Raw genomic sequence first — 22,039 nt, forward strand, 5'->3', positions numbered from 1 at the left:
GACTCAATGCCTTCAGCCCGCCCCCAACACCCGGTCCAGCGCCGTGTCGAGCGGGGTCCAGTCGTCCAGCCGCAATCGCACGGGCACCGTCAACACCTTGGGGCGGAAGTTGTCGGGCAGGCGGGTGGCGTCCTTTTCGGTCGTGACCAGTTGCGCGCCGAGGGTGCGGGCGTCCTGTTCCAACCGGGCGAGCAGCGTGTCGGTCAGCGGCTGGTGATCCGAGAGGCCCTCGGCCCGAAGCACCTTGGCGCCCATGGCGCGCAGCGTGGCGAAGAACTTTTCCGGGTGGCCGATCCCGGCGAAGGCCAGCACGGGCAGCCCCTCGAACGGCATACCCGTTGGCAGCGGTTCCAGCTTGCCGGTCAGGTGTGGGACGGTAATCGCCTCGCCCCATTGCGCGCGGAAATGGTCTTGCGCGGCGCGCGGGCCGATCGAGAGCAGCAGGTCGGCGCGGGCCATGCCGGTGGCCACGGGTTCGCGCAGGGGGCCTGCGGGGATCACCTTGCCATTGCCGAAGCCGCGCGCGGCATCCACGACGACAAGCGATATATCCTTGCGCAGGGCCGGGTTCTGGAACCCGTCGTCGAGCAAGATGACCTCGGCGCCCGCCCCGACAGCGGCGCGTGCCCCGGCGGCGCGATCCGTGGCGACCCAGACCGGCAGCCATGCGGCGATCAGCAGGGGTTCGTCGCCGACGGTTTCGGCATCGTCTGTTGTGGGGTCGACGCGATGCGGCCCCTCGACCGAGCCGCCATAGCCCCGGCTGACCACATGCGCGCTGATCCCGCGCGCGGTCAGAACCTCGGCCAGCGCGATCACGGTGGGGGTTTTGCCGGTGCCGCCCGCGTTGATGTTGCCGACGCAGATGACGGGCACGCCGGGGCCGTCCCACGGCCCTTTGGCCAGCCGCCGCGCGGTCGCCCGTGCATAGAGGGCGCCAAGCGGGGCAAGCAGGGAGCTTTGCCAGCCGGGGGGGTGATGCCAGAACGCGGGCGCCTGCATTACGCCGCCGACAGCCGCGGGGTGCGGTCGAGATAGTCGAACAGCATGTCCAGCGCCTTGTCGGTCACGTCGGCCCCGGCCGAGCAGACCTCCCACGCGGCATGGGCCATTTCGGCGGCGCGGTCGGGGTTGAGCAGGTCGTTCACCGCCGCCGCCAGCGATTCGGGCGAGGACACCAGTCGCGCGGCCTTGGCCTCGGCCAGCCGTTGGAATATATCGACGAAGTTGCTGACATAAGGCCCGTGCAGGATGACCGAGCCGAGCGCCGCGGGTTCAAACGGATTGTGGCCGCCGACAGGTTCCAGCGAGCCGCCGACGAAGCTGATCGGGGCAAGGCGATACCACAGGCCAAGCTCGCCCATCGTGTCGGCCAGATAGACGCTGGTGTCGGACCCCGGCAGCGCGCCCTTGCTGCGGCGGGCAAAGGTGCAGCGGTGATGTTCCATCATCTCGGCGATCTCGTCACCGCGATGCGGATGGCGGGGGACCAGAACCAGCAATAGCCGCGGATTGACCTTGAGCGCCAGTTTATGCGCTTCCAGCACCTTTTCCTCTTCGCCCTCATGGGTCGAGGCGGCCAGCCAGGTGGGCCGCCCGTTGAGGTGCGAGGCCAGCCGCGCGCGTTCGTCTTCATCGCACGGCAGGGCGGCGGCGCCTTCCTTGAGCGTGCCGGTGACATGCAGACGCTTGCCCGGCAGGCCGAGACGGCGCAGGTAGCCCGCCGTCAGGTCGTCTTGCACATGCGCCTCGTCGAAGCGGTCCAGCAGGCTGCGGGCCATGCCACGCAGAAAGCGCCAGCGGTCGTGGCTGGCCTTGGACATACGCGCGTTGATGATGACCATCGGGATGTTGCGCGCCTTGGTCTCGGTGATAAGGGCGGGCCAAAGCTCGCTCTCCGTCCAGACAGCAAGGTCGGGCTGCCAATGGTCGAGGAAGCGGCGCACATAGGGCAGCACATCGACGGGCACGAATTGGTGCATGGCGGCTGCGGGCAAGCGCGCCTCCATCACCTGGGCCGAGGTGACGGTGCCGGTGGTGACCAGAACGTGCAGGTCTGGGCGTTCCTCGGTCATCCGGCGGATGAGTTCCAGCAGGGACAGGGACTCGCCGACGCTGGCAGCGTGGAACCAGGCAAGCTGGCCCTCGGGGCGCGGACGCGCGGCGATGCCACGCCGCTCGTCGATGCGGGCGGGGTCTTCCTTGCCTGCCTCAAGCCGCGCGGCGAGTTTTTTCTCGGCAAAGCGGGTGGCGCGGGCGGAAAAGGCGAGATAGGCCGCGAGGGCGAGGGATCTTGGCATACGGGGCGCGCTCAGCCGTCGAGTTCCTCTGTCGACGAGGCCTCTTTGTTCTCGTCGCGCAGGCGGTGAATATGGGCGATGTAATAGCGCATATGGGCATTGTCGACCGTGCGCTGCGCGGCGTCTTTCCACGCGTCATAGGCACTGGCGTAGTCGGGGAACATGCCGACGATGTCGATGTCGTCCACATCCTTGAAAACGCTCTTGGAGGGGTCGACCAGTTCGCCGCCGAAAACAAGGTGAAGTCGCTGTGCCATGGGGGCCTCTGAGCATGTGTTGCGGGTTGCGGGCACCCTAGGGATTTGGGGCCAAGGGTCAAGCGGCGCGGGGTCGCTGGTGGTGGCCGCCCCGCGACCGCCCCAGAGGGTTTCCGCAAGGCAGACGGGTGGTCAGCGCGGTTGCCTGCGGGCTATCAGGGCGGCGTGCAGGGGGCGGGTGGCGGCGATGACGCCGGGCAACAGGGCAGAGGGGCCGTTGAACGCGAGCGGCTGGCCGTCGCGGCCGGTGACGATGGCCCCGGCCTCGGCCACGATCAGGGCCCCGGCGGCGATGTCCCATTCCCAGCTGTCGCGCAAGGTGATCATGCCGTCGAAGCGGCCTTCGCCCACAAGGGCGAGGCGGTAGGCCAGCGAGGGGCGAAAGCTGCGCTGCACGGGGGGCACACCGCCGGGCCAGTGGCTGTCGCTGAAATTGGGGCGCGAGGCGAGCACGGTGGACTCATTTTCCTCGGTCAGGGCAGAGGCGGCGAGCGGCTGGCCGTTCAGCGCCGCGCCTTGCCTGCGTTCCGCCGTGTAGAGCCGGTCCAGCATGGGCAGGTAAACCACGCCCGCCGTGACCTGCCCGTATTTCACCACCGCCAGCGAATGGGCGAAGTTCTTTTGCCCGTCGATGAATGACCGCGTCCCGTCGATGGGATCGACGATGAAGGTGCTTGGGCGCGACAGGCGGGCGGTGCTGTCCTCGGTTTCTTCCGACAGCCAGCCATAGTCGGGACGGGCGGCGGTCAGTTCGGTTCGCAGCATCCGGTCGATTTCAAGATCGGCCTCGGTCACCGGGCCGTGGCCGCCGGGTTTGTCCCAGATTTGCGGGTCGCGCGTCCAGTGGCGGGCGGCGATGTCTCCGGCGGCGCGGGCGGCGTCGATCAGAAGGGAGAGGTCACGCCCCGGCAAGCGTCAGCCCCTCGACCAGCAACGAGGGCACTACGCGCGACAGGTGCGGGCGGGCATCGTTGGCAGGCACGATCGTCATCAGCATGTCGCGCAGGGTGCCGGCAACGGTGCATTCGTTGACCGGATAGGTGATCTCGCCATTCTCGACCCAGAAGCCCGAGGCGCCGCGCGAATAGTCGCCGGTGTTGGGGTTGATCGAACTGCCGATCATCGACGTGATAAGAAGGCCTGTGCCCATTTGTTTGAGCAGATCTTCCCGGCTGGCCCCGCCTTGCGTCAGCGCGATGTTCGAGACCGAGGGGGACGGCGGCGCGGACAGGCCGCGCGCGGCATTGGCGGTGGAGGGCAGGTCCAGCTTGCGTCCGGTGGCAAGGTCCAGCGTCCAGCCTGTCAGCACGCCATCTTCGACGATGGCGCGTTTCGCGGTCGGCAGCCCCTCGGCATCGAAGGGGCGCGATCCGGCGGCGCGGGGGCGCAGAGGGTCTTCCACGACCGAGAGGCCCTTGGGCAGCACCTGTTCGCCCAGGGCATCGCGCAGCCAAGAGGCGCCGCGCACGATGGCAGAGCCGTTCACCGCCTGCAAAAGGTGGCCGATCAGGCCCGATGCGATGCGTTCATCGAAAAGCACGGGGTAGGCGCCGGTCTTGGGCTGGCGCGCGCCCTGACGCGCCACGGTGCGTTCGGCGGCAAGGCGGCCAACCTCGGCGGGGTCCATCAGGTCGGCGCGGTGCATCCGCATGTCGCCGTAATAATCACGCTCCATCCCCAGCCCTTCGCCGGTGATGGCGACGCAGGAAATCGCGTGGTCCGTGCGGGTGTAGCCACCGGAAAAGCCGTTGCTGGCGGCAAGGTGCCGGGTGCGGCGGCCATAGGCGGCGGTGGCGGACTGAACCTGTGAAATGCCCTCGACGGCGAGCGCGGCGGCCTCGGCTGTCAGCGCGGCAGCCTCTAACGCGGAGGGGTCGGGGGCGTCGTCCGGGTCGATCATGTCGAGCGCGGCGATGTCCCACGATGTCGCCAGTTGCGCCGGATCAGCCAAGCCTATGGTCGGATCAACCGGGGCTTCTCGGGCCATGGCGACGGCGCGCTCGGCCATTTCCTGCATGGTTTCTGGCCGGGTGTCGGATGCCGAAACGCAGGCCTGCCGCTGGCCCACCAGCACCCGAAGACCGATCTCGACCTCGTCCGAGCGTTCGGCCTGTTCCAGTGACCCCTTGAGAACGCCGATCGAGACCGAGGTGCCCTCTGCCGCGATCGCGTCCGCTGCGTCGGCCCCGGCTTTGCGGGCGGCGTCGAGAAGGGCGTGGGCGAGGGTTTCGGGGCTCTGGCGCATCGGGACATCCTGTATCTGGCTGATTGGCAGAGGTAGTGCCCGAGGCACGGGCGTGCAAGGTGGCACCAAAAACCCCCGGTCCGTACGGGGCGGACCGGGGGCGGTGTTGCGGCGGTGGCGTGCTTATTGCAGCGGCACGCCGTTCGCGGTGATCTGCCCGTCTTCGTGGAATTCGACAGTCGAGGTGAAGGTGTCAGCCTCGGCGCCGGGGATGGCGAACATACCGAGCATCCCGCGCGCCATGCCAGCCTGTTGCGGCGGCAGCAGGCCGCCATCGCTGAGGTTCTGGATCAGGCCGTTGGCCCCGGTCAGGCTGAGGTCGACCGTGCCCACGGGCATCGGCACCATCTGGCCGGGGGCGAACGTCACGTCGCCGGAGCCGGTCAGTTGCGCGCCGCCTGCCGACACCTCCAGGTCATTGAGGGTCATGCTGCGCAGTTCGCCCGGAGGCGCGGTCATGTTTTCCATCTGGTCTGGGGTCATCATCAGCAGATCGGCAAGGATCTGCACGGTGCCCGACAGATCGACAACAATTGATGCAGGGGTGCGCGGGATCGCCTGACCGGGGTCGAACATGGACCAGACAGACTCATCCATCGTCACACCGCGATAGCCGATGGCCGCCCCGAAGGACGAGGGTTGATCCTGTTGCGACAGCGGCAGGTCGATCGACAGGGCCGTCGATTCGGCAGAGGCCGAGACCGGGAAGGGCATATCCGGCGCGGTCATGGTAAAGGCCACGGTATTGGCGGACATTCCGAATTGCACACGGTCCTGCGATATGCCGAAACTCAGCCCGCCGCCCTGGTTGCTGGCCGAGCCCGAGGTGGTGTCGCCGTTTTCATGGAACAGGAAATCGAACGAGGCAGAGCCGTAGTTGGTGTCGCCGCTGATCGACATGCCGTCGGGGAAGTGGTCCAACTCCATCCAGTTGATGCCGCGGGGCATCACGCCCTGCGACGTGGCCTGAAGGCCGGACATCTGGATGGTGGTATCGAACCGCCCGTCCGCGCCGCCTTGGGTCATGCCGCCGGGGGCGGGCATCGGGGCCGGGGCGTCCGGCGTCACGAATTTGCCCGGCGCCGGAGAGGTCGGCTGCGGCGCGGGCGTCGGCGCCGGGGCGGGCATGGGCGCGGGCACAATGCCGGTATTGCCCGGCTCAAGCATGTCGAGGGCCAGAATCATGCTGTCCATGGTCGCGGTGGAGGTAAAGTCCAGCATGGCACTGTTGGACAGGTCATAGGTGGCGGTCGCGGAATAGCCGTCGAACGCGATGTCATAGGTCATCTCGGGAACCTCGGAGGGGTCGATCCCCTCGAAATTCACGTCTTCGACGGCGATCCGGGTAAAGCCGGATACGAGGGTCAGGTTTTCGGGTGTGCCAGAGGCGGTAGCGGTCATGTCCGTCAGGCTGACCAGCACGGTCATGGCGTCGGGGGCGTCGCCGCCCTCGAACCCGGTAATGCGATAGCGCATGGTGTCAGAGGTCGAGATGGAGACGGTGCCGTCGGCCTGATTGGTCATGGTGACCGAATCAACCGTGCCGGTGATCTGGATATCTTCGACCATGACCGTGTTGGTGACGTTGGACAGCGTCAGGCCATCCGCCGTCTCCGTCGCGGAGGCGGTCATGCTGTAGCCGAATTCGGCGGCTTGGTCTTGCCAGATCGACCAGAGCTGATCGGCGGTGATATCGGCAAATGCCGGGCTGGCGCAGACCAGCGCGGCGGCGGAGAGGCTGTAAGAAAGGGATTTCATCTTTGACATAAGGTCCATCCGAATGTGAATTGCTGAGCTGAATGTTCCGCCTCGAAAGGGCGGGCGTCAAGGCTCGTCCAGTATGGCCTTGAGACAATTGAAATTCTAGGCGGGAGTCTGCGCAATGGGCAAGTTGGATGGCAAGGTTGTCATGATCACAGGGGCAAGCCGGGGGATCGGCGAAGCGACGGCGAGGCTGTTCGCACAAGAAGGCGCGAAGGTCTGTTTGCTGGCACGGTCGCGGGATCGAATCGCTGAAATCGCGGGAGAGATCGGCCCTGCGGCGCTGGCCATTCCCTGCGATGTCAGACGCTTCTGGGAGGTGGAGGCGGCCGTCAACGCCTGTGTCGAAAACCTCGGCGGGCTGGATATCCTGATCAACAACGCGGGCGTGATCGAACCGATTGCCCCCCTGATGGAGGCTGACCCCGAGGGCTGGAGCGACGCCATCGACATCAACCTCAAGGGCGTCTTCAACGGGATGCGCGCGGCGATGCCGATCATGGTGGCCAAGGGGGGCGGGTCTATCCTGACCATCAGTTCCGGCGCGGCGCATAACGCGCTGGAAGGGTGGAGCCATTATTGCGCCTCCAAGGCCGGTGCGGCGATGATGACGAAATGCGCCCATGTCGAAGGGGCCGATCAGGGGATTCGCGCCATGGGCCTGTCGCCGGGGACGGTGGCCACCCAGATGCAGCGCGAGATCAAGGCCAGCGGGATCAACCCGGTCAGCGCGCTGGACTGGTCCGACCACATTCCCGCCGACTGGCCCGCGCACTGCCTGTTGTGGATGTGCTCGGAGGATGCGGACGAATACCTTGGCGAGGAAATTTCGCTGCGGGACGAAGATATTCGCCGCCGGATCGGAGTGACTGCGTGATCGGTCTGGAACGGGCGGGCGGTTTGTGGACCGTCACGCTGAACCGCCCGGACAAGGCCAATTCCCTGACCGAAGCGATGCTGCGCGACCTGTGCGAGATGGCCGAGGCCGCCGCCAAGGACGACAGCCTGCGCGCGCTGGTGCTGACCGGTGCGGGCAACCGGGTGTTTTCCGCCGGTGCGGATCTTGAAGCCGCCAAGGCGGGGCTTGCGACCTCGGACCTGTGGGAACGCCTTTCGGGGGCCATCGCGGCGCTGCCCTGCCTGACCATCGCGGCGCTCAACGGCACGCTGGCGGGCGGTGCCACGGGAATGGCGCTGGCCTGCGATATTCGCCTTGCGGTGCCGGGGGCCAAGTTCTTCTACCCCGTGGCCACGCTCGGCTATCTGCCGCAACCCTCTGATCCGGCGCGCATGGCGGCGCTGATCGGCCCGGCGCGCACCAAGATGATCCTGCTTGGCGCGCAGAAGGTCATGGCAGAGGAGGCCCTGGCGTGGGGGTTGGTCGATCGGCTGGTGGCGCCGGATGCGCTGATGGAGACCGCCCGCGATCTGGCCAAGGCGTCGCTGGAGGGCACGCCAGAGGTGCTGCGCGGGATCAAGGCGCTTTGCGTCTAGCCCCGTCGGCGCGTTCTGCCGCGCCGTGCACCTGGCGTCTTGGAATGGAAATCGTCTGGCCGCTTGCGGACCCATGCGATGAACCTGGCCAGCCGAGGGTGGGCCTGCAAGGCCTCGACCGTGTTGTAGACCCGCGCCAGCTCGGCCTCTGACAAGGTGGCGTGAATCTCGTTGTGGCAGATCTGGTGCAGCAGCACCGTTGGCCCGCCCTTGCCGCCGCGAAGGCGGGGAATCAGGTGGTGCAGGCTCTGCCTGGCCTGTGGCGGGATCGGGCGTCCGCAGAGCGGGCAAATGGGAAAGCTATGGTCCATGTCGCCTGTGGTGATGGGGGCCGCTGCCGCTTAGGATGGTGCGAAAGAACCAAGGGGCAAGGGCCGGATGTCAGCCGAAGAGATCGACGCATTGGTGGTTGGGGCCGGGCCTGCCGGGCTGATGGCCGCCGAGGTGCTGGCCAAAGCGGGGCGGTCGGTCGTGGTGGCCGAGGCCAAACCCTCTGCCGCGCGCAAACTGTTGATGGCGGGCAAATCCGGCCTGAACCTGACAAAGGACGAGCCATTCGAGGCGTTCCTTGCGGAATATCGCGAAGCTGCGGAGTGGCTGCGCCCGATGCTGGAGGCGTTCGGACCGCAGGAGGTCACGGCGTGGGCCGAGGTGCTTGGCCAGCCGGTTTTCACAGGCTCATCAGGGCGGGTCTTCCCCGAGGCGATGAAGGCCTCGCCACTGTTGCGGGCTTGGTTGGGCCGCACGCGGGCCGACATGCGGCTGCGCTGGCGTTGGCTGGGGTTCGACGGCAGCGGCCTGCGGTTTCAAACCCCGGACGGCCCGCAGGTGCTGGCGCCAAAGGTGACGGTTCTGGCCCTTGGCGGCGGCTCCTGGGCGCGGCTGGGGTCTGATTCGGCGTGGATGCCTTGGCTACAGGCCGAGGGGGTGGAGGTTGCCCCGATCTCGCCTGCGAACATGGGCTTTCGCGTGGATTGGTCGCCGCATATGGCCAAGCATTTCGGCGGGCCAGTCAAGGGATGTGCGCTGTCGGCAGGCGACCGGCAGGTGCGGGCGGAATTCGTGGTGTCGGAACAGGGCGTGGAAGGCGGCGGGATCTATGCGCTTTACCGCGAATTGCGAGAGGGCGCGTCACTGCGGCTGGATCTGTTCCCCGATTTGAGCGTCGCGGACCTGACCAGCCGCCTGTCGCGCCCGCGTGGCAAGGCGAGCCTCGCCAACCATCTGCGCAAGACCGTCGGGCTGGACGGCGTGCGCGCAGCGCTGGTTAACGAAGTCGCCCGCCCCCTGCCGTCAGGCGCGGCGTTGGGCGAACGGCTGAAGGCGCTGACGTTGCCCGTCGTCGGTCCCCGGCCTCTGGACGAGGCGATTTCTACCGCCGGTGGTGTGACGCGCGCCGCCGTGGATACGGGTCTGATGCTGCGCGTCCGACCAGGTGTGTTCGTGGCGGGCGAAATGTTGGATTGGGAGGCCCCGACCGGCGGCTACCTGCTGACGGCTTGTTTTGCCACGGGCCGTTGGGCCGCAGAGCATGCCACCCGGTGGGCAAAGGCCGAGGATCAGGCCCCGCTTCAGGCCCCTGTCGCACGTCCATAGGCCGGGCGGTCGAACATCATCGCGCCGAAGTCGTGCAGGCGATCCTCGATGATCGGGAACTTGGCGGCCACCGCCCATCGCAGGCAATGGGCAAGCAGCAGATCGGCAATGGTCATTGTCTCGCCCATCAGGAAGGGGCCGGTTTCGGACATGCGGTGCATCAGGCGTTTCTGGCTGCCCTCGAATTCCCATTTCAGGCTGTCCTTGACCGCAGGAACGCGATGCTCTTCGGGCAGGATGAAGCTGTGGCGCGCGGCCATCCACAAAAGCTGATCGAATTCTTCATGCACGAATTGGGTCAGCGAATCCTGGTGGGCGCGGTCGACGGTGCCTGCGGGAAAGGTCAGGCTGCCATGCTTGTCAGCCAGAAAGGTCATGATTGCCACGGAATCGGTGATCGGCACCCCGGCTGCTACCAGCACCGGCACCTTGCCGGCAGGATTAACCGCAACCACCGCCGGATCGCGCGGGGGGGCCTTTACATGGTCGTAGGCGAGGCCAAGCTCTTCCAGTGCCCACAGCACGCGAAAGGTGCGGGTCTGGGTGTTGCCGATGACTTTGTACATGCGCCGGATCCTTCTGTTGGCGGGCACAGGCTGGCACGCGGCGCGGGGGCCGTCCAGTGCGTTCAGCGCATCCGGCTGGCTGCCGTGGCGAGACGGATCAGCACCCGCTCCAACAGCGCCACCTGCGGAGCCTGCTGGCTGGACCGCAGGGTCAGGTCAGCCTCGACCAGCGCCTGCAACGCCTGTTCCAGACGCGAGGCCCCCCAACTGCCCGCCTGCCGGGCCAGTCGATCGCGGCGCGGGCCGAAGACGGGCGGGCGCAGCGCGCCGACGCCGGCGGAGGCGCCGTTGGGATGGATCGCCGCCGTATAAAGCGTGCGGAAATGGCGCAGCGCCATGATGGCCAGCGTCACCGGGGCGACCCCCTGGCCCGCGAGCTTTTGCATCAAGGGGCCGATTTCGGCGATGCGCCCCTCGGCCGCGGCGTTGACGATGTCGTCAATGCCTGCCTCGATCGTGGACGGGGAACAGGCGGCGACATCCGCGACCGTGACCGGGGCGGGGTCGCTCAGCTTGTAGAGCGCCAGTTTCTCGACAGTCTGCCGGAAATCGCCAGGGTCGAGCTGCGTTGCCAGCGTGGTCAGGTGGGCCGAGGCATCGCGGTCGATCTGGGTGACGCCGGATTTGGCCAGTGTTTCCTCGATCTCGGCGCGGGTCGGCGGGTTGTCGTAGATGCCAATGGCGTAGGCCCGCTTGTGCCCCTCGAAGAGCTTGCGCAGCGCCGATTTCGCGGCCAGTTGCCGGGGCGCGGTGACGATCACCTGTGCGTCGCCCGGCTGCCAGTCCGCCAGCGCCCCGGCGATGACGGGCGCAAGGCCATCGGCTGCATCCTCGACAAAGGCCACGCGCGGGCCGGGGAAGAAGCCCACGGATTTGATTGCATCGAGCAGCAGGGTCTTTTCGCTGCGCAACTCGCCCGCCGGAATCCGGGTGAGGCGCATTTCCTCTTCCGCGCCGGGGCCGAGCAGTTTGGCGATCACGTCCTGCCGCCGGATGGCGACCCGCATCGCATCGGCGCCAAAGATCAACAGCCCGGCTGCCGAGGAATCGGGATTGGCGAAATAGGCGGACGAGTCGCGGGCGTTGAGCTTCATGACCAGCGCGCGGAGGAAGCCAGAAGCCGCGACATTATCTGGTCGGCCAGCGCGCGCATCAGACGGTCTTCGGCATCGCGGCGCGCGGCGGCGGTGGCAACGGCGGTCGAAGTGGTGGAATAGGCCGTGAAGGTCGCCACCGTATCGGCCAGAAGCTGTGCGTCGGTCGCGGTCTCGACCAGTGTGAAGGACACGCTGCCGTGGATATTGATCCGGGTGATGTCGTTGGTGCCGGTGATGGCGAGGTCGGATTCAGAGGTGTTGATCTGGTAGTTCAGCCGGTAGGCCGCCGCATCGCCGCGCCCCAGCCGATCCTCCAGCCGGGACACCAGTTGAAACCCGAGCCGCGTGTCGGGGGCCGCGACCAGAACCTGCCCGCGCAGTGCCTGCCCCGTTCCGCCCGGCGCATAGACCGGGGCAAAGCCGCAGCCCGCAAGCGGGGCCACGGCCAGAAGGGTCAGGAAATGGCGGCGGTCAGATGACGACATTGACGATACGGCCCGGCACAACGATCAGCTTTTTCGGCTGGCCCCCGTCGAGGGCCTTGACCACAGCGTCGTCTGCCAGCGCGATCTTTTCAACCTCTTCCTTGGCCAGATCCTTGGCCACGGTGATTTCCGAGCGTCGCTTGCCGTTGATCTGGATCGGCAGCGTGACGGTGTTTTCCACCAGCATCGCTTCGTCGGCCTGCGGCCACGCAGCCTCGGCCACCAGACCCTCGCCGCCCAGAAGCGCCCAGATGTCTTCAGACAGGTGCGGTGTCATCGGTGACATGAGCTGTGCCAAGGTCTTGGTTGCCTGGCGCTTGGCCTCGGCCCCCGCCTTGGATTTGGCCAGCGCGTTGGTGAAGGCATAGAGCTTGGCGATGGCGGCGTTGAAGCCGAAGCTTTCCACCCCGAGCGTCACGTCTCGGATCGCCTTGTGCATCTCGCGCAGCAGGGCCTCATCCTCTCCGGTCGGGGCGTCTTGGGCTGCCGCGACCTCTTCGGCGATGCGCCAGACACGGCCGAGGTGCTTGAAGGCCGCGTCGGCCCCGGCGGCTGTCCATTCCACGTCGCGTTCGGGCGGGGAATCGGACAGCACGAACCAACGCGCGGTGTCGGCGCCGTAGGACGAGATGATGTTGACCGGATCGACGACGTTCTTCTTGGACTTCGACATCTTGGCCGAGGGGATGATCTCGACCGCCTCGCCGGTGGCGGCGAGTTTGCCGTCTTCCACGTCTTCGGGCAGGTGATAGACCGGGCGGTCATTGGCGTCGCGGGTCTGGTAGATTTCGTGTGTCACCATGCCTTGCGTAAACAGCGCGTTGAACGGCTCTTTCGACTTCTCGGGCAGGTGGCCGCAGATGTGCATCGCGCGGGCAAAGAAGCGGGAATAGAGCAAATGCAGAATCGCGTGCTCGATGCCGCCGATATACTGGTCGACGTTCATCCAGTAATCCGCCTCGGCCATGTCGGTCGGGGTTTCGGCGCGCGGCGCGGTGAACCGGGCGAAATACCACGACGAATCGACGAAGGTATCCATCGTGTCGGTTTCGCGCCGGGCGGGCGCCCCGCAGGCCGGGCAGGAACAGTCGCGCCATGTCGGGTGGCGATCCAGCGGGTTGCCGGGCTTGTCAAAGCTGACATCATCGGGCAGGCGGATCGGCAGGTTTTCCTTCTTCTCGGGCACCACGCCGCAGGCGTCACAATGGACAACGGGAATCGGGCAGCCCCAGTAACGCTGACGGGACAGGCCCCAGTCGCGCAGGCGGAACTTGGTGACGCCCTGACCCCAACCCTGTTTTTCGGCAAAGTCGATGGTGGCGTCGATGGCCTGTTGCCCCGTGGCCACATCAAGACCGGCGAAGTGGTTGATCCATTTCACTTTTTCGGTCTTCGGCGGCACGAATGCCTCGGTTTTGACCGGTGTTTGGTCGTCGAGCCCAAAGAAGGTGTCGATCACCGGCAGGTCATACTTGCGGCAGAAATCAAGGTCTCGCTGGTCATGCGCCGGACAGCCGAAGATGGCCCCTGTGCCGTAGTCCATCAGGATGAAATTGGCGATCCAGACCGGCAGTTCCCAGTCGGGGTTCAGCGGGTGCCGCACACGAATGCCGGTGTCGTAGCCCAGTTTCTCGGCGGTCTCGATCGCCTCTTCCGTGGTGCCGCCCTTGCGCGCCTCTTTCAGGAAGGCGGCAAGCTCGGTGCTGTCGGCCTCCATCGCCTTGGCGATCGGGTGGTCCGGGGAAATGCCGACGAAGCTGGCACCCAACAGCGTATCGGGCCGCGTGGTATAGACGGTAATCGGGTCGCCCGCGTCCGTGCGGTCAAAGCTGAATTGCAGCCCGCGCGACCTGCCGATCCAGTTTTCCTGCATCAGCCGCACCTTGGCGGGCCAGTCTTCCAGTGTATCGAGCGCGTCCAGCAGCTCTTCCGAGAAGTCGGAGATCTTGAAGAACCACTGGGTCAGCTCGCGCCGTTCCACCAGCGCGCCCGAGCGCCAGCCACGGCCGTTTTCCACCTGCTCGTTGGCCAGCACGGTCATGTCGACCGGGTCCCAGTTGACCACGGCGTTCTTGCGGTAGACGAGGCCCTTTTCGAGGAAATCGAGAAACAGCGCCTGCTGCTGGCCGTAATAGTCCGGGTCACAGGTGGCAAATTCGCGCGACCAGTCGATCGACAGTCCGAGCGGTTTCATCTGCTCTTTCATCGTGGCGATGTTGCCGTAGGTCCAGTCCTTGGGGTGGCCGCCAATGGCCATGGCAGCGTTTTCGGCGGGCATTCCGAAGGCGTCCCAGCCCATTGGATGCAGCACGTTGTGGCCGGTGGCAATCTTGTAGCGCGCTACCACGTCGCCCATCGTGTAGTTGCGCACATGGCCCATGTGGATGCGGCCCGAGGGGTAGGGGAACATCTCGAGCACGTAGTATTTCGGGCGGCTCTCATCGCGGGTGGCGGTGAAGGTGCCGGCCTCGTCCCACGCGGTTTGCCATTTCGGTTCGGTCACACCGGGGTCAAATCGGGCCATTTGCAGTCCTTAGGAGTGTCTTGTCATACGAAAACGCCGGGCGCGTGGGCCCGGCGTGTGTTTAAGAGTCTGTGCGGGCAGAATCTAGAGGTCACCGTCACGAATGCGTAGTTGACGGGCGCGGGTCAGGATCGCGTCTTCAACCGCGCGCGAGGTGTCGCGGCTGACCGGGCCGCCGCGCGACTGCAACGCCACCCGCAGGCTGCGGGCGTCGAGCGCGGGATCGGTGATATAAACCGTGGCGCGATAGGCGCGCCCGCCGCCGGGCGGGGTGCCGTAGCCATAGACGATGACACCCGAAAACGGGTCGGCTGCGTCGATCGGCATGAAGTCGAGGATTTCCAGCGTGGCGTTCCACAGGTAGCGGTTGACCTCGACCGTCACGTTGGGATCGTCGGCGTTTGTAAACAGGTCAAGCAGCGTGCTGCGGTTGGGATCGGCGATAGCGCCGTTTGCGATCAGTTGGGCGCGGGTTTCAGGGGACATTTCATTGTCCAGCGCGCCGCCGCCCAACCTGCTGCAACCAGCAAGGGCCGCCAGCGCCAGCACCACTACCGTGACTTTGCCGATACGTCCGATCATCTTGCGCCCTCGCCCCTCTTTCGCGGTCTTCGGCCCTGCGGCCGCTCGGCCCTTGGTATCGCAGGCCCAATAGCGCGGCAAGGGTATTGAGTCGTGCAGCGTTCAGGTGGGGTGTGGCATGTCTGCACCATAGGGCACGCAAGATGCGGATGCCGGTGCCCCGTTTCTTGCAATTGGAGGCCCGAAAGAAGAGTAGAGGGGCATACCCAACGCGGATTCCCCGGTTGGGGAGCTTTTATCTAACGAGGGAAAAACCATGAAAAAGGTTCTCTTCGCCACGACCGCGCTGATCGCGACCGCAGGCGTTGCCTCCGCACAGGGCGTGACCCTGTCCGGTTCCGCTGAAATGGGCATCTACGGCGGCGACATGATCAACTTCGGTACCGGTGTTGTCACTGCGCGCAACACCCAGTTCCACACCGACATTGACGTGACCTTCACCATGTCCGGCACCACCGACAACGGCCTGACCTTCGGCGCGTCGGTCGACCTCGACGAATCCGACGGTGCTGGCGCTGTTGGCGCATCCGCCGCTTTCGCAGCCAACACCCAGGGCGGTGAAACCATCTTCCTGTCCGGCAACTTCGGCACCGTCACCATGGGTGACACCGATGGCGCCTTCGACTGGGCGATGAACGAAGTTCCCGGCGGCCCCGGCTCGCTTCAGGACGACGAAACCTCGCACGCCGGCTTCAACGGCAACGCTGGTCTCGACGGCACCTATGACGGCCAGATCCTGCGCTACGACAACACCTTCGGTGCTTTCGGCATCGCAGTGTCGGCTGAAATCGACGACACCACCGGTGCAGCTCAGGGCGACCCGGTCATCGGCATCGGTCTGCGTTACAACCTGAACCTCGGCGGCTCCGACATGGAAATCGCCATTGGTCACCAGCAGACCTCGACCGCAGCTAACGTTGACTCCTCCGTCACCGGTATCAGCCTCGACACCACCATCTCCGGTCTGAATGTCGGCCTGAACTACAGCGTCATGCAGAACGACGCTTGGGTTGACGACCAGTCGCACGTCGCAATCGGTGTTGGTTACTCGATGGACGCCATCTCGTTCGGCCTGAACTACGGTGTCTACGACAACCTGGGTGGCGTTGCCGCCAACGACCGTAACGGTATCGGCTTCTCCGCTGGCTACGACCTCGGTGGCGGCGCTTCGCTGCTGCTCGGCTACGGCTACTCGGAAGTCAACATCGGCGCCGTCTCGACCAACGTGTCGGAATGGTCCTTCGGTGTGTCCATGTCCTTCTAATCCTAACGGATTATTTGGTAAGGGAAGAGCGGGCATTTGCCCGCTCTTTTCTTTTTGGGCAGAGGGGTTCTTTCCATGGCACTATCCGACATCACCAAGGCCATCGCGAAGGCCGAAACCGCGGCAGGCCGGGCGCCGGGGTCCGTGCGTTTGATTGCCGTGTCCAAGGTGCAGCCGCTGGACCGGGTGGAAGCGGTGCTGAACGAGGGTCACCGCCTGTTCGGGGAAAACCGCGTGCAAGAGGCCGCCGGGAAGTGGCCGGATTTTCGCGCGCGATATGACGGCGTTGACCTTCACCTGATTGGCCCGTTGCAGTCCAACAAGGCGCGACAGGCGATGGAGTTGTTCGATGCGATTCACACGCTCGATCGACCGAAGCTCGCCAAGGCCGTTGCGCGGCTGGCACAAGAGATGGGGCAGTGCCCCGATTTGATGATCCAGGTGAACACGGGCGAAGAGCCGCAAAAGGCCGGTGTCCTGCCCGCCGAGGCCGACGCCTTCGTCGCTGATGCGCGGGCGATGGACCTGCCGGTCACCGGGCTGATGTGCATTCCGCCGGTCGAAGAAGAACCGTCGTTGCATTTCGCGCTGCTCGCCAAGATCGCGGAACGCAATGGGCTGAAAGAACTGTCGATGGGCATGAGTGCGGATTTCGAGGCCGCCGTGGCGCTCGGGGCGACCTATGTGCGCGTAGGGTCTGCGATTTTTGGCGAGCGGGTCACGCCGTAGGGCACGCTTCAGCGCACGATCAGCCTGGCACCCAGGCGCAGGTGTCGAGCCAGCCAGAGAAGGTGTTCGGGCGCCATGGCGATGCATCCCTCGGTCGGGTGGCCGGGTTTGCGCCAGCGGTGCAGGAAGATCGCAGACCCATGGCCGGGGTGGGCAATCGGCCAGTTCCAATCGGTGAGCAGCACCAGATCATAGAGACAGTCGGCGCGGGACAGGCGCTCGTGGGTGCCTGTATAAGGCACGCGCACCATCTTGTTGTAGTCGGGGCAGGACGAATCGTCTGACCAGAGGTCGCCCGGGCCAATGGGCACGGCCCAGGGAACCGGCCTTGCCATGCGGTCGGGGCGGTAGAGGCACCCCACGATCCCGTGGTTGCCGCGCGGGGTGGCGCCGTCGCCCTCTCGCTTCGCGGTGCGGATGCCGCCCTTGCCGATGGAACAGGGTATGATCCGGCCCATCACCCGCAGCCCCATCGGTGTCAGGACCATGTCGCGCGGTGTCACAGCAGGTGCCCCGACTTTTCCGCCTTCACGCTCAGGTAATGGGCGTTGTGGCGATTGGTTGGCGTGATCAGCGGCACGCGTTCGGCCACGGTCACGCCCTCGGCCTGCATCATCGCCACCTTGCGGGGGTTGTTCGTCATCAAGCGCACGGAGTCAAAGCCCATGCGGCGCAAGATGTCTGCCCCAAGTCGGAAGTCTCGCTCATCATCCTCGAAGCCAAGTCGATGGTTCGCCTCCACCGTGTCAAACCCCTGATCTTGCAGGGAATAGGCACGCATCTTGTTGGCAAGGCCGATGCCGCGCCCTTCCTGATTGAGGTAGAGCAGAATGCCCGCCCCGGCGCTGCCCATCTCGGCCAGTGCGGTACGCAGTTGCGGGCCGCAATCGCATTTGAGCGACCCGAGGACGTCACCGGTAAAACAGGCCGAATGCAACCGCGCCAGCACCGGGGCCGAGCGATCGGGGCGGCCGATCTCGATGGCGTAGTGCTCGGTCCCGCCATTGTCGGGGCGGAAGATATGCAGTCGCCCGGAATCCGACGCTTCCATCGGCAGGCGGGCAGCCGCCACGGGCAACAGGCTGTGATGCATGATCAGGTCGCCATGCGTCGCTTCGGGCGATAGCGCGGTCAGATGATGCTCTGCCGCGAAGGCCCGCGCGTCGGCAAGGTCCACGACCAGTGCGGCAGGCAGCAATTGCGCCGATTTCACGAGGGCCAGTGCCAAACGGTGCAAGCCGGCTGCGCCCGCGCGGTCCGACAGAAGCGGGCCCTTCATCGGCACGCGCAAGTCGTCGGCGGGGTCGGCCACGGCGCGAATCCAACCAGCATCGGCATCAGCGGGCAACGAGATTCGGGCAAGGTCGCCGTCATAGGCCCGCGCCTTCAGCGTTTCGGCCCGACGTCCGGTGATCGCCAGAACCGGCTTGCCCAAAGCGCGGATCGCGGCCAGGCGGTCGGGACGCAGGGTTTCGGCGGCCAGCACCGCCACACCGGCGCCGCCGTCCCCCAGCACGACTGGCAGGCCCACGCGCAGATCGGCGCGGGCGCGGGCGGCAAATTCGGAGGCGGTTGGCAAAAGCGGCATGGCTGGGTCCAGACGGGCAGGGTTCCCTCCATTTAGTCCGACCTGTCGCGATTTGAAACATTTGCGCGCTCAGCGACACCAATGCGTGAGGTATTTGTCGCCTACCTTGTCAGACCATCCCCGGCGCGACATCTGCTAAGGGCAACAAGAAAGGAGATCCCGTCATGGCCAATCTCAAGAAAATCCTTCTGGTGGACGATGATGACGACCTGCGCGAGGCGCTGGCCGAACAATTGGTCATGACCGAGGAGTTCGACGTCTTCGAAGCCGCCAATGGCGCCGATGGTCTGGCAAAGGCCAAGGAGTCGATCCACGACCTCGTGATTCTGGATGTCGGCCTGCCCGATACCGATGGCCGAGAGCTGTGTCGCCTGATGCGCAAGCAGGGGGTGAAATGCCCGGTGCTGATGCTGACCGGCCATGACAGCGACGCTGATACGATTCTGGGCCTGGACGCGGGCGCGAATGACTACGTGACCAAGCCGTTCAAGTTCCCGGTCTTCCTGGCCCGGATTCGCGCGCAGTTGCGCCAGCACGAGCAGTCGGAAGACGCAGTGTTCCAGCTTGGGCCCTATACGTTCAAGCCAGCGATGAAGATGTTGGAAACCGAGGATATGAAAAAGATCCGGCTGACCGAAAAGGAAACCAATATCCTCAAGTTCCTTTACCGGGCGCAAGATGGCGTGGTGGCTCGCGATGTGCTGTTGCACGAGGTCTGGGGATATAACGCCGGGGTCACGACCCACACGCTGGAAACCCATATCTACCGCTTGCGGCAGAAAATCGAGCCCGATCCGTCAAATGCGCGTATTTTGGTCACAGAAAGCGGTGGATATCGTCTGTTGGCGTGACTCAACCGCTAAATCTTGACGAATTGGAAAAAGCAACCGATAGTTGTGACACGGGGGTAACTCCCCTTCCTCCCTGTTGAACTGGCCCGGCCCGCCTTGGATCGGGCCTCTTTTTGCTCTGCCCCGATATCGGATTGCGTGGCGACGTCTGGCCCCGTAGGTCTTGGGCAAGAGATAACAGGAGAGACCCGCAAATGCCCTTCACGCTCGCCACCTGGAACATCAACTCTGTCCGGCTGCGGGCCGAACTGGTGGCGCGGCTGATGCGCGACGAGGCGCCGGATGTGCTGTGCTTGCAGGAATGCAAAAGCCCGGTCGACAAGATACCGGTCGAGATATTCCAGGCCATTGGCTACGGCCACATGGTGGCGCGGGGGCAGAAGGGCTATAACGGCGTCGCGATCTTCTCGAAACTGCCGATGGAAGAGGCGGGAAGCCACGATTTTGCGGGGTTGGGCCATGCCCGCCACATTGCCGGGCGGCTGGAAAACGGGGTGACCATCCACAATTTCTACGTTCCGGCAGGCGGCGATGTGCCGGACCGCGAGAAGAACGAGAAATTCGGGCAGAAGCTGGATTACCTTGCCGACATGCGGGACTGGGGCAGGTTCGACGCGCCCGAGAAGGCGATTCTGGTCGGCGACCTCAATATCGCCCCGCGTGAGGATGATGTCTGGAGCCACAAGCAATTGCTGAAAGTGGTCAGCCACACGCCGGTCGAGATCGAGACCCTCGATACGGTGATGGAGGCGGGAAAATGGGTGGACATCACCCGCAAGGACATCCCCGACGGGCAGCTTTACAGCTGGTGGTCCTACCGCGCACGGGACTGGGACGCAGCCGACAAGGGGCGGCGGCTGGATCATATCTGGGCGACGCCGGATATTTCCAACGCGGGGCACAACAGCCGCATCCTGCGTGCAGCGCGCGGGTGGGAGAAACCGTCAGACCACGCGCCGGTGTTTGCAACGTTCGATCTTTAGATCCGGCCCGACGCTACAGCCCCCGGATCGCCACTGCCAGTGCCGTGCCAAGGGCGCGGTGTGCGACCGGGTCGAAATGAATGCCGTCCTGACCGCTGACCTTGATGACCTGCCCGGCGTCCAGAAACCCGACCCCGCGCGATTTGGCCAAGGCGCGGTAGGCGTCGGCGAGGTGCGGACCCACGGCCTCGGCCCCCCAGAACTGATCGCGGATCGGGCCGGTTTCCACCACCGGCGGCGGGCAGATGAGCAAGACCTTGAAGCCCTCGTGACGGGTCTGCATCGGCTCGGACAAGGCGATATCCAGCAGCCCTGCGACGCCGCCCGTGATCTTGGCGACCGAGGGCGAGAACCGCGTTTTCAGGTCGTTGGTGCCCAGCATGATTGTCAGCACGTCGATGCGCCCGTGGCTTTCCAACGCGATGCGCAGGCCGGTCTGCCCATTCATATGCGCGCCCATCACCGGGTCATCCAGCCCGGTCGTGCGCCCCGGCAGCCCCTCTTCGGCCAAGTGCCAGCCATCGCCCAGATGGGACAAGGCCACCTGCGGCCAGCGGATATCCGGCCCGAAGCGACCGTAAAGGCCCGGAGTCTCGATCGGGGGGGTGCCGTGGGTGTTGCTGTCACCGAAGGTCAGAAGCATCTGGGGCATGGGCGTCGCTCGTGAAAATCCATCTCCTGCAACGCTATGTCCCGGCTTGGGGAAAGGTCAAAGCCTGATTGGCCCCTTCCCCTTTTGACACATGCGGCCCATATAGGGCGGGACTAGAAAACATTGGGGGCAACCATGCTCGAACTCGGTGGAAACCAGACCGGCGCCGCACCCGCAGGGGACCTGATCAAGGACGGCACCGAAGAAAACTTCATGGCAGAGGTGGTCGAGGCCAGCCAGGAGGTTCCGATCATCGTGGACTTCTGGGCCACGTGGTGCGGCCCGTGCAAGACGCTCGGCCCGATGCTGGAAGCGGCGGTGACCGCGGCCAAGGGCAAGGTCCGCATGGTCAAGGTCGACGTCGACGCGAACCAGCGACTGGCGCAGGCCTTGTCGCAGCAGGGCCTGCCGTTGCAGTCCATTCCCACGGTCGTCGCCTTTTGGCAGGGCCGCCCGGTGGACATGTTCCAGGGCGCCGTGCCGCAATCCGAGATCAAGACCTTCGTCGACAAGCTGATCGGCCTGGCCGGGGATGGTGGCCTTGGCGAAGCGGTGGAGGCCGCGGAGCAGATGCTGGCCGAGGGGGCCGCGGCCGACGCCGCCCAGACCTTCGCCGCGATCCTTGGCGAAGAGCCCGCCCATGCCGGAGCCTATGGGGGCCTTATTCGCGCCCATCTGGCGACCGGTGCCGTCGATCAGGCCGAGGCGATGCTGGCCAATGTGCCGGACGAAATCGCCACCGCACCCGAGATCGACGCCGCGCGTGCGCAATTGGAATTGACCCGTCAGGCCGAAAGCGCCGGGCCTCTGACCGACCTCGCCGCTGCAGTCGAGGCGGACCCGAGCAACCTTCAGGCCCGGTTCGACTATGCGCAGGCCCTTCATGCCGCGGGCAATGTCGAAGAGGCGGTCGAGGAGTTGATAGATATCGTGCGCCGGGATCGGGAGTGGAACGAGGCCGCGGCCAAGACCCAGCTCTTCACGATTTTCGAGGCGTTGAAGCCGAATGACCCCGTTGCCCTCAAGGGGCGGCGTAAACTTTCGTCGTTGCTGTTTGCCTAAACG

The 22,039-nt window shown here is 65.5% G+C and carries 23 protein-coding genes; 8 read left to right on the forward strand and 15 right to left on the reverse strand.

Annotated features, from left to right (window positions below):
* Positions 1–12 precede the first annotated feature (12 nt).
* From lpxK to BKY27_RS10405, 6 genes are all read right to left on the reverse strand, one after another.
* The gene (lpxK, locus tag BKY27_RS10380) at positions 13–1,002 is read right to left on the reverse strand and encodes a tetraacyldisaccharide 4'-kinase (protein WP_071674413.1); all 990 of its coding nucleotides are present in this window, start codon (positions 1,000–1,002) and stop codon (positions 13–15) included.
* Positions 1,002–2,300, reverse strand: coding sequence for a 3-deoxy-D-manno-octulosonic acid transferase (locus BKY27_RS10385; RefSeq protein ID WP_071674414.1), 1,299 nt, complete (start codon positions 2,298–2,300; stop codon positions 1,002–1,004). Before BKY27_RS10385 ends, lpxK begins: the two co-directional genes overlap by 1 nt.
* An 11-nt stretch (positions 2,301–2,311) precedes the next feature.
* The gene (locus BKY27_RS10390) at positions 2,312–2,557 is read right to left on the reverse strand and encodes a DUF4170 domain-containing protein (RefSeq protein ID WP_071674415.1); all 246 of its coding nucleotides are present in this window, start codon (positions 2,555–2,557) and stop codon (positions 2,312–2,314) included.
* Between the two features lie 132 nt (positions 2,558–2,689).
* Positions 2,690–3,469: an inositol monophosphatase family protein gene (locus BKY27_RS10395; RefSeq protein ID WP_071674416.1), complete on the reverse strand. Its 780-nt coding sequence runs from the start codon at positions 3,467–3,469 to the stop codon at positions 2,690–2,692.
* Entirely contained in the window at positions 3,456–4,802 is a 1,347-nt protein-coding gene (locus tag BKY27_RS10400) for a TldD/PmbA family protein (protein ID WP_071674417.1), read from the reverse strand. Before BKY27_RS10400 ends, BKY27_RS10395 begins: the two co-directional genes overlap by 14 nt.
* 123 nt (positions 4,803–4,925) lie before the next feature.
* Positions 4,926–6,560, reverse strand: a complete 1,635-nt coding sequence (locus BKY27_RS10405; protein ID WP_158514975.1) for a DUF2125 domain-containing protein — start codon at positions 6,558–6,560, stop codon at positions 4,926–4,928.
* 124 nt (positions 6,561–6,684) lie between these two features.
* Here BKY27_RS10405 and BKY27_RS10410 point away from each other — a divergent pair, with 124 nt between their 5' ends.
* Positions 6,685–7,440: an SDR family oxidoreductase gene (locus tag BKY27_RS10410; RefSeq protein ID WP_071674419.1), complete on the forward strand. Its 756-nt coding sequence runs from the start codon at positions 6,685–6,687 to the stop codon at positions 7,438–7,440.
* Positions 7,437–8,057: an enoyl-CoA hydratase/isomerase family protein gene (locus BKY27_RS10415; protein WP_071674420.1), complete on the forward strand. Its 621-nt coding sequence runs from the start codon at positions 7,437–7,439 to the stop codon at positions 8,055–8,057. Before BKY27_RS10410 ends, BKY27_RS10415 begins: the two co-directional genes overlap by 4 nt.
* Here BKY27_RS10415 and BKY27_RS10420 read toward each other — a convergent pair.
* Positions 8,054–8,368 (reverse strand): HNH endonuclease, encoded by a 315-nt coding sequence (locus BKY27_RS10420; protein WP_071674421.1) that lies wholly within the window; start codon positions 8,366–8,368, stop codon positions 8,054–8,056. The two genes, BKY27_RS10415 and BKY27_RS10420, sit on opposite strands and share 4 nt — an antisense overlap.
* An 82-nt stretch (positions 8,369–8,450) precedes the next feature.
* On the opposite strand from BKY27_RS10420, the gene BKY27_RS10425 reads away from it, so the two are divergent.
* Positions 8,451–9,653, forward strand: a complete 1,203-nt coding sequence (locus BKY27_RS10425) for a TIGR03862 family flavoprotein (RefSeq protein ID WP_084667946.1) — start codon at positions 8,451–8,453, stop codon at positions 9,651–9,653.
* Here the strand turns inward: BKY27_RS10425 and BKY27_RS10430 are convergent.
* The 5 genes from BKY27_RS10430 to BKY27_RS10450 all read right to left on the reverse strand — a co-directional run bounded on the left by BKY27_RS10430 (position 9,629) and on the right by BKY27_RS10450 (position 14,811).
* The gene (locus tag BKY27_RS10430) at positions 9,629–10,219 is read right to left on the reverse strand and encodes a glutathione S-transferase family protein (protein ID WP_071674423.1); all 591 of its coding nucleotides are present in this window, start codon (positions 10,217–10,219) and stop codon (positions 9,629–9,631) included. The two genes, BKY27_RS10425 and BKY27_RS10430, sit on opposite strands and share 25 nt — an antisense overlap.
* A 62-nt stretch (positions 10,220–10,281) precedes the next feature.
* Complete coding sequence (gene holA / locus BKY27_RS10435) at positions 10,282–11,313, reverse strand: DNA polymerase III subunit delta (RefSeq protein WP_071674424.1); 1,032 nt, start codon at positions 11,311–11,313, stop codon at positions 10,282–10,284.
* A complete protein-coding gene (gene lptE, locus BKY27_RS10440) occupies positions 11,310–11,801 on the reverse strand; it encodes an LPS assembly lipoprotein LptE (RefSeq protein ID WP_071674425.1) in 492 nt (163 codons plus the stop codon). The genes holA and lptE overlap by 4 nt, the downstream gene beginning before the upstream one ends.
* Entirely contained in the window at positions 11,788–14,325 is a 2,538-nt protein-coding gene (gene leuS / locus BKY27_RS10445) for a leucine--tRNA ligase (RefSeq protein WP_071674426.1), read from the reverse strand. The genes lptE and leuS overlap by 14 nt, the downstream gene beginning before the upstream one ends.
* 84 nt (positions 14,326–14,409) lie before the next feature.
* Positions 14,410–14,811, reverse strand: a complete 402-nt coding sequence (locus BKY27_RS10450) for a DUF3576 domain-containing protein (protein ID WP_407668418.1) — start codon at positions 14,809–14,811, stop codon at positions 14,410–14,412.
* A 352-nt stretch (positions 14,812–15,163) separates the two neighbouring features.
* On the opposite strand from BKY27_RS10450, the gene BKY27_RS10455 reads away from it, so the two are divergent.
* Complete coding sequence (locus BKY27_RS10455) at positions 15,164–16,171, forward strand: porin (RefSeq protein ID WP_071674428.1); 1,008 nt, start codon at positions 15,164–15,166, stop codon at positions 16,169–16,171.
* A 75-nt stretch (positions 16,172–16,246) separates the two neighbouring features.
* Entirely contained in the window at positions 16,247–16,900 is a 654-nt protein-coding gene (locus tag BKY27_RS10460) for a YggS family pyridoxal phosphate-dependent enzyme (RefSeq protein ID WP_071674429.1), read from the forward strand.
* An 8-nt stretch (positions 16,901–16,908) separates the two neighbouring features.
* Here BKY27_RS10460 and BKY27_RS10465 read toward each other — a convergent pair whose 3' ends face one another.
* Entirely contained in the window at positions 16,909–17,403 is a 495-nt protein-coding gene (locus tag BKY27_RS10465; RefSeq protein ID WP_071674430.1) for a L,D-transpeptidase family protein, read from the reverse strand.
* Positions 17,400–18,488, reverse strand: coding sequence for a GTP cyclohydrolase II (ribA, locus tag BKY27_RS10470; RefSeq protein WP_071674431.1), 1,089 nt, complete (start codon positions 18,486–18,488; stop codon positions 17,400–17,402). Before ribA ends, BKY27_RS10465 begins: the two co-directional genes overlap by 4 nt.
* Before the next feature lie 164 nt (positions 18,489–18,652).
* On the opposite strand from ribA, the gene BKY27_RS10475 reads away from it, so the two are divergent.
* Together BKY27_RS10475 and BKY27_RS10480 are read left to right on the forward strand one after the other, a co-directional pair.
* Positions 18,653–19,339 (forward strand): response regulator transcription factor, encoded by a 687-nt coding sequence (locus tag BKY27_RS10475; RefSeq protein WP_071674432.1) that lies wholly within the window; start codon positions 18,653–18,655, stop codon positions 19,337–19,339.
* 194 nt (positions 19,340–19,533) lie between these two features.
* Positions 19,534–20,322 carry an exodeoxyribonuclease III gene (locus BKY27_RS10480; protein ID WP_071674433.1) on the forward strand — a complete coding sequence of 263 codons (789 nt, stop codon included), beginning with the start codon at positions 19,534–19,536 and terminating at the stop codon, positions 20,320–20,322.
* A gap of 13 nt (positions 20,323–20,335) precedes the next feature.
* On the opposite strand, the gene BKY27_RS10485 is transcribed toward BKY27_RS10480, so the two are convergent.
* A complete protein-coding gene (locus tag BKY27_RS10485) occupies positions 20,336–20,974 on the reverse strand; it encodes an SGNH/GDSL hydrolase family protein (RefSeq protein ID WP_071674434.1) in 639 nt (212 codons plus the stop codon).
* Positions 20,975–21,109: 135 nt separating this feature from the next.
* Between BKY27_RS10485 and BKY27_RS10490 the strand changes: the two genes are divergently transcribed.
* Positions 21,110–22,036 (forward strand): tetratricopeptide repeat protein, encoded by a 927-nt coding sequence (locus BKY27_RS10490; RefSeq protein ID WP_071674435.1) that lies wholly within the window; start codon positions 21,110–21,112, stop codon positions 22,034–22,036.
* The last annotated feature ends 3 nt before the right edge of the window (positions 22,037–22,039 follow it).

It is taken from the genome of Nioella nitratireducens, assembly GCF_001879715.1.
Classification (GTDB): Bacteria; Pseudomonadota; Alphaproteobacteria; order Rhodobacterales; family Rhodobacteraceae; genus Nioella; species Nioella nitratireducens.

Coding starts and splice junctions, on each gene's coding strand:
- BKY27_RS10420 (WP_071674421.1), bottom strand. CDS start 8,368: ATGGACCATAGCTTTCCCATTTGCCCGCTCTGCGGACGCCCGATCCCG.
- lpxK (WP_071674413.1), bottom strand. CDS start 1,002: ATGCAGGCGCCCGCGTTCTGGCATCACCCCCCCGGCTGGCAAAGCTCC.
- BKY27_RS10485 (WP_071674434.1), bottom strand. CDS start 20,974: ATGCCCCAGATGCTTCTGACCTTCGGTGACAGCAACACCCACGGCACC.
- BKY27_RS10460 (WP_071674429.1), top strand. CDS start 16,247: ATGGCACTATCCGACATCACCAAGGCCATCGCGAAGGCCGAAACCGCG.
- BKY27_RS10390 (WP_071674415.1), bottom strand. CDS start 2,557: ATGGCACAGCGACTTCACCTTGTTTTCGGCGGCGAACTGGTCGACCCC.
- BKY27_RS10450 (WP_407668418.1), bottom strand. CDS start 14,811: ATGTCCCCTGAAACCCGCGCCCAACTGATCGCAAACGGCGCTATCGCC.
- BKY27_RS10455 (WP_071674428.1), top strand. CDS start 15,164: ATGAAAAAGGTTCTCTTCGCCACGACCGCGCTGATCGCGACCGCAGGC.
- BKY27_RS10480 (WP_071674433.1), top strand. CDS start 19,534: ATGCCCTTCACGCTCGCCACCTGGAACATCAACTCTGTCCGGCTGCGG.
- leuS (WP_071674426.1), bottom strand. CDS start 14,325: ATGGCCCGATTTGACCCCGGTGTGACCGAACCGAAATGGCAAACCGCG.
- BKY27_RS10490 (WP_071674435.1), top strand. CDS start 21,110: ATGCTCGAACTCGGTGGAAACCAGACCGGCGCCGCACCCGCAGGGGAC.
- ribA (WP_071674431.1), bottom strand. CDS start 18,488: ATGCCGCTTTTGCCAACCGCCTCCGAATTTGCCGCCCGCGCCCGCGCC.
- BKY27_RS10430 (WP_071674423.1), bottom strand. CDS start 10,219: ATGTACAAAGTCATCGGCAACACCCAGACCCGCACCTTTCGCGTGCTG.
- BKY27_RS10400 (WP_071674417.1), bottom strand. CDS start 4,802: ATGCGCCAGAGCCCCGAAACCCTCGCCCACGCCCTTCTCGACGCCGCC.
- BKY27_RS10405 (WP_158514975.1), bottom strand. CDS start 6,560: ATGAAATCCCTTTCTTACAGCCTCTCCGCCGCCGCGCTGGTCTGCGCC.
- BKY27_RS10475 (WP_071674432.1), top strand. CDS start 18,653: ATGGCCAATCTCAAGAAAATCCTTCTGGTGGACGATGATGACGACCTG.
- BKY27_RS10410 (WP_071674419.1), top strand. CDS start 6,685: ATGGGCAAGTTGGATGGCAAGGTTGTCATGATCACAGGGGCAAGCCGG.
- lptE (WP_071674425.1), bottom strand. CDS start 11,801: ATGTCGTCATCTGACCGCCGCCATTTCCTGACCCTTCTGGCCGTGGCC.
- BKY27_RS10385 (WP_071674414.1), bottom strand. CDS start 2,300: ATGCCAAGATCCCTCGCCCTCGCGGCCTATCTCGCCTTTTCCGCCCGC.
- holA (WP_071674424.1), bottom strand. CDS start 11,313: ATGAAGCTCAACGCCCGCGACTCGTCCGCCTATTTCGCCAATCCCGAT.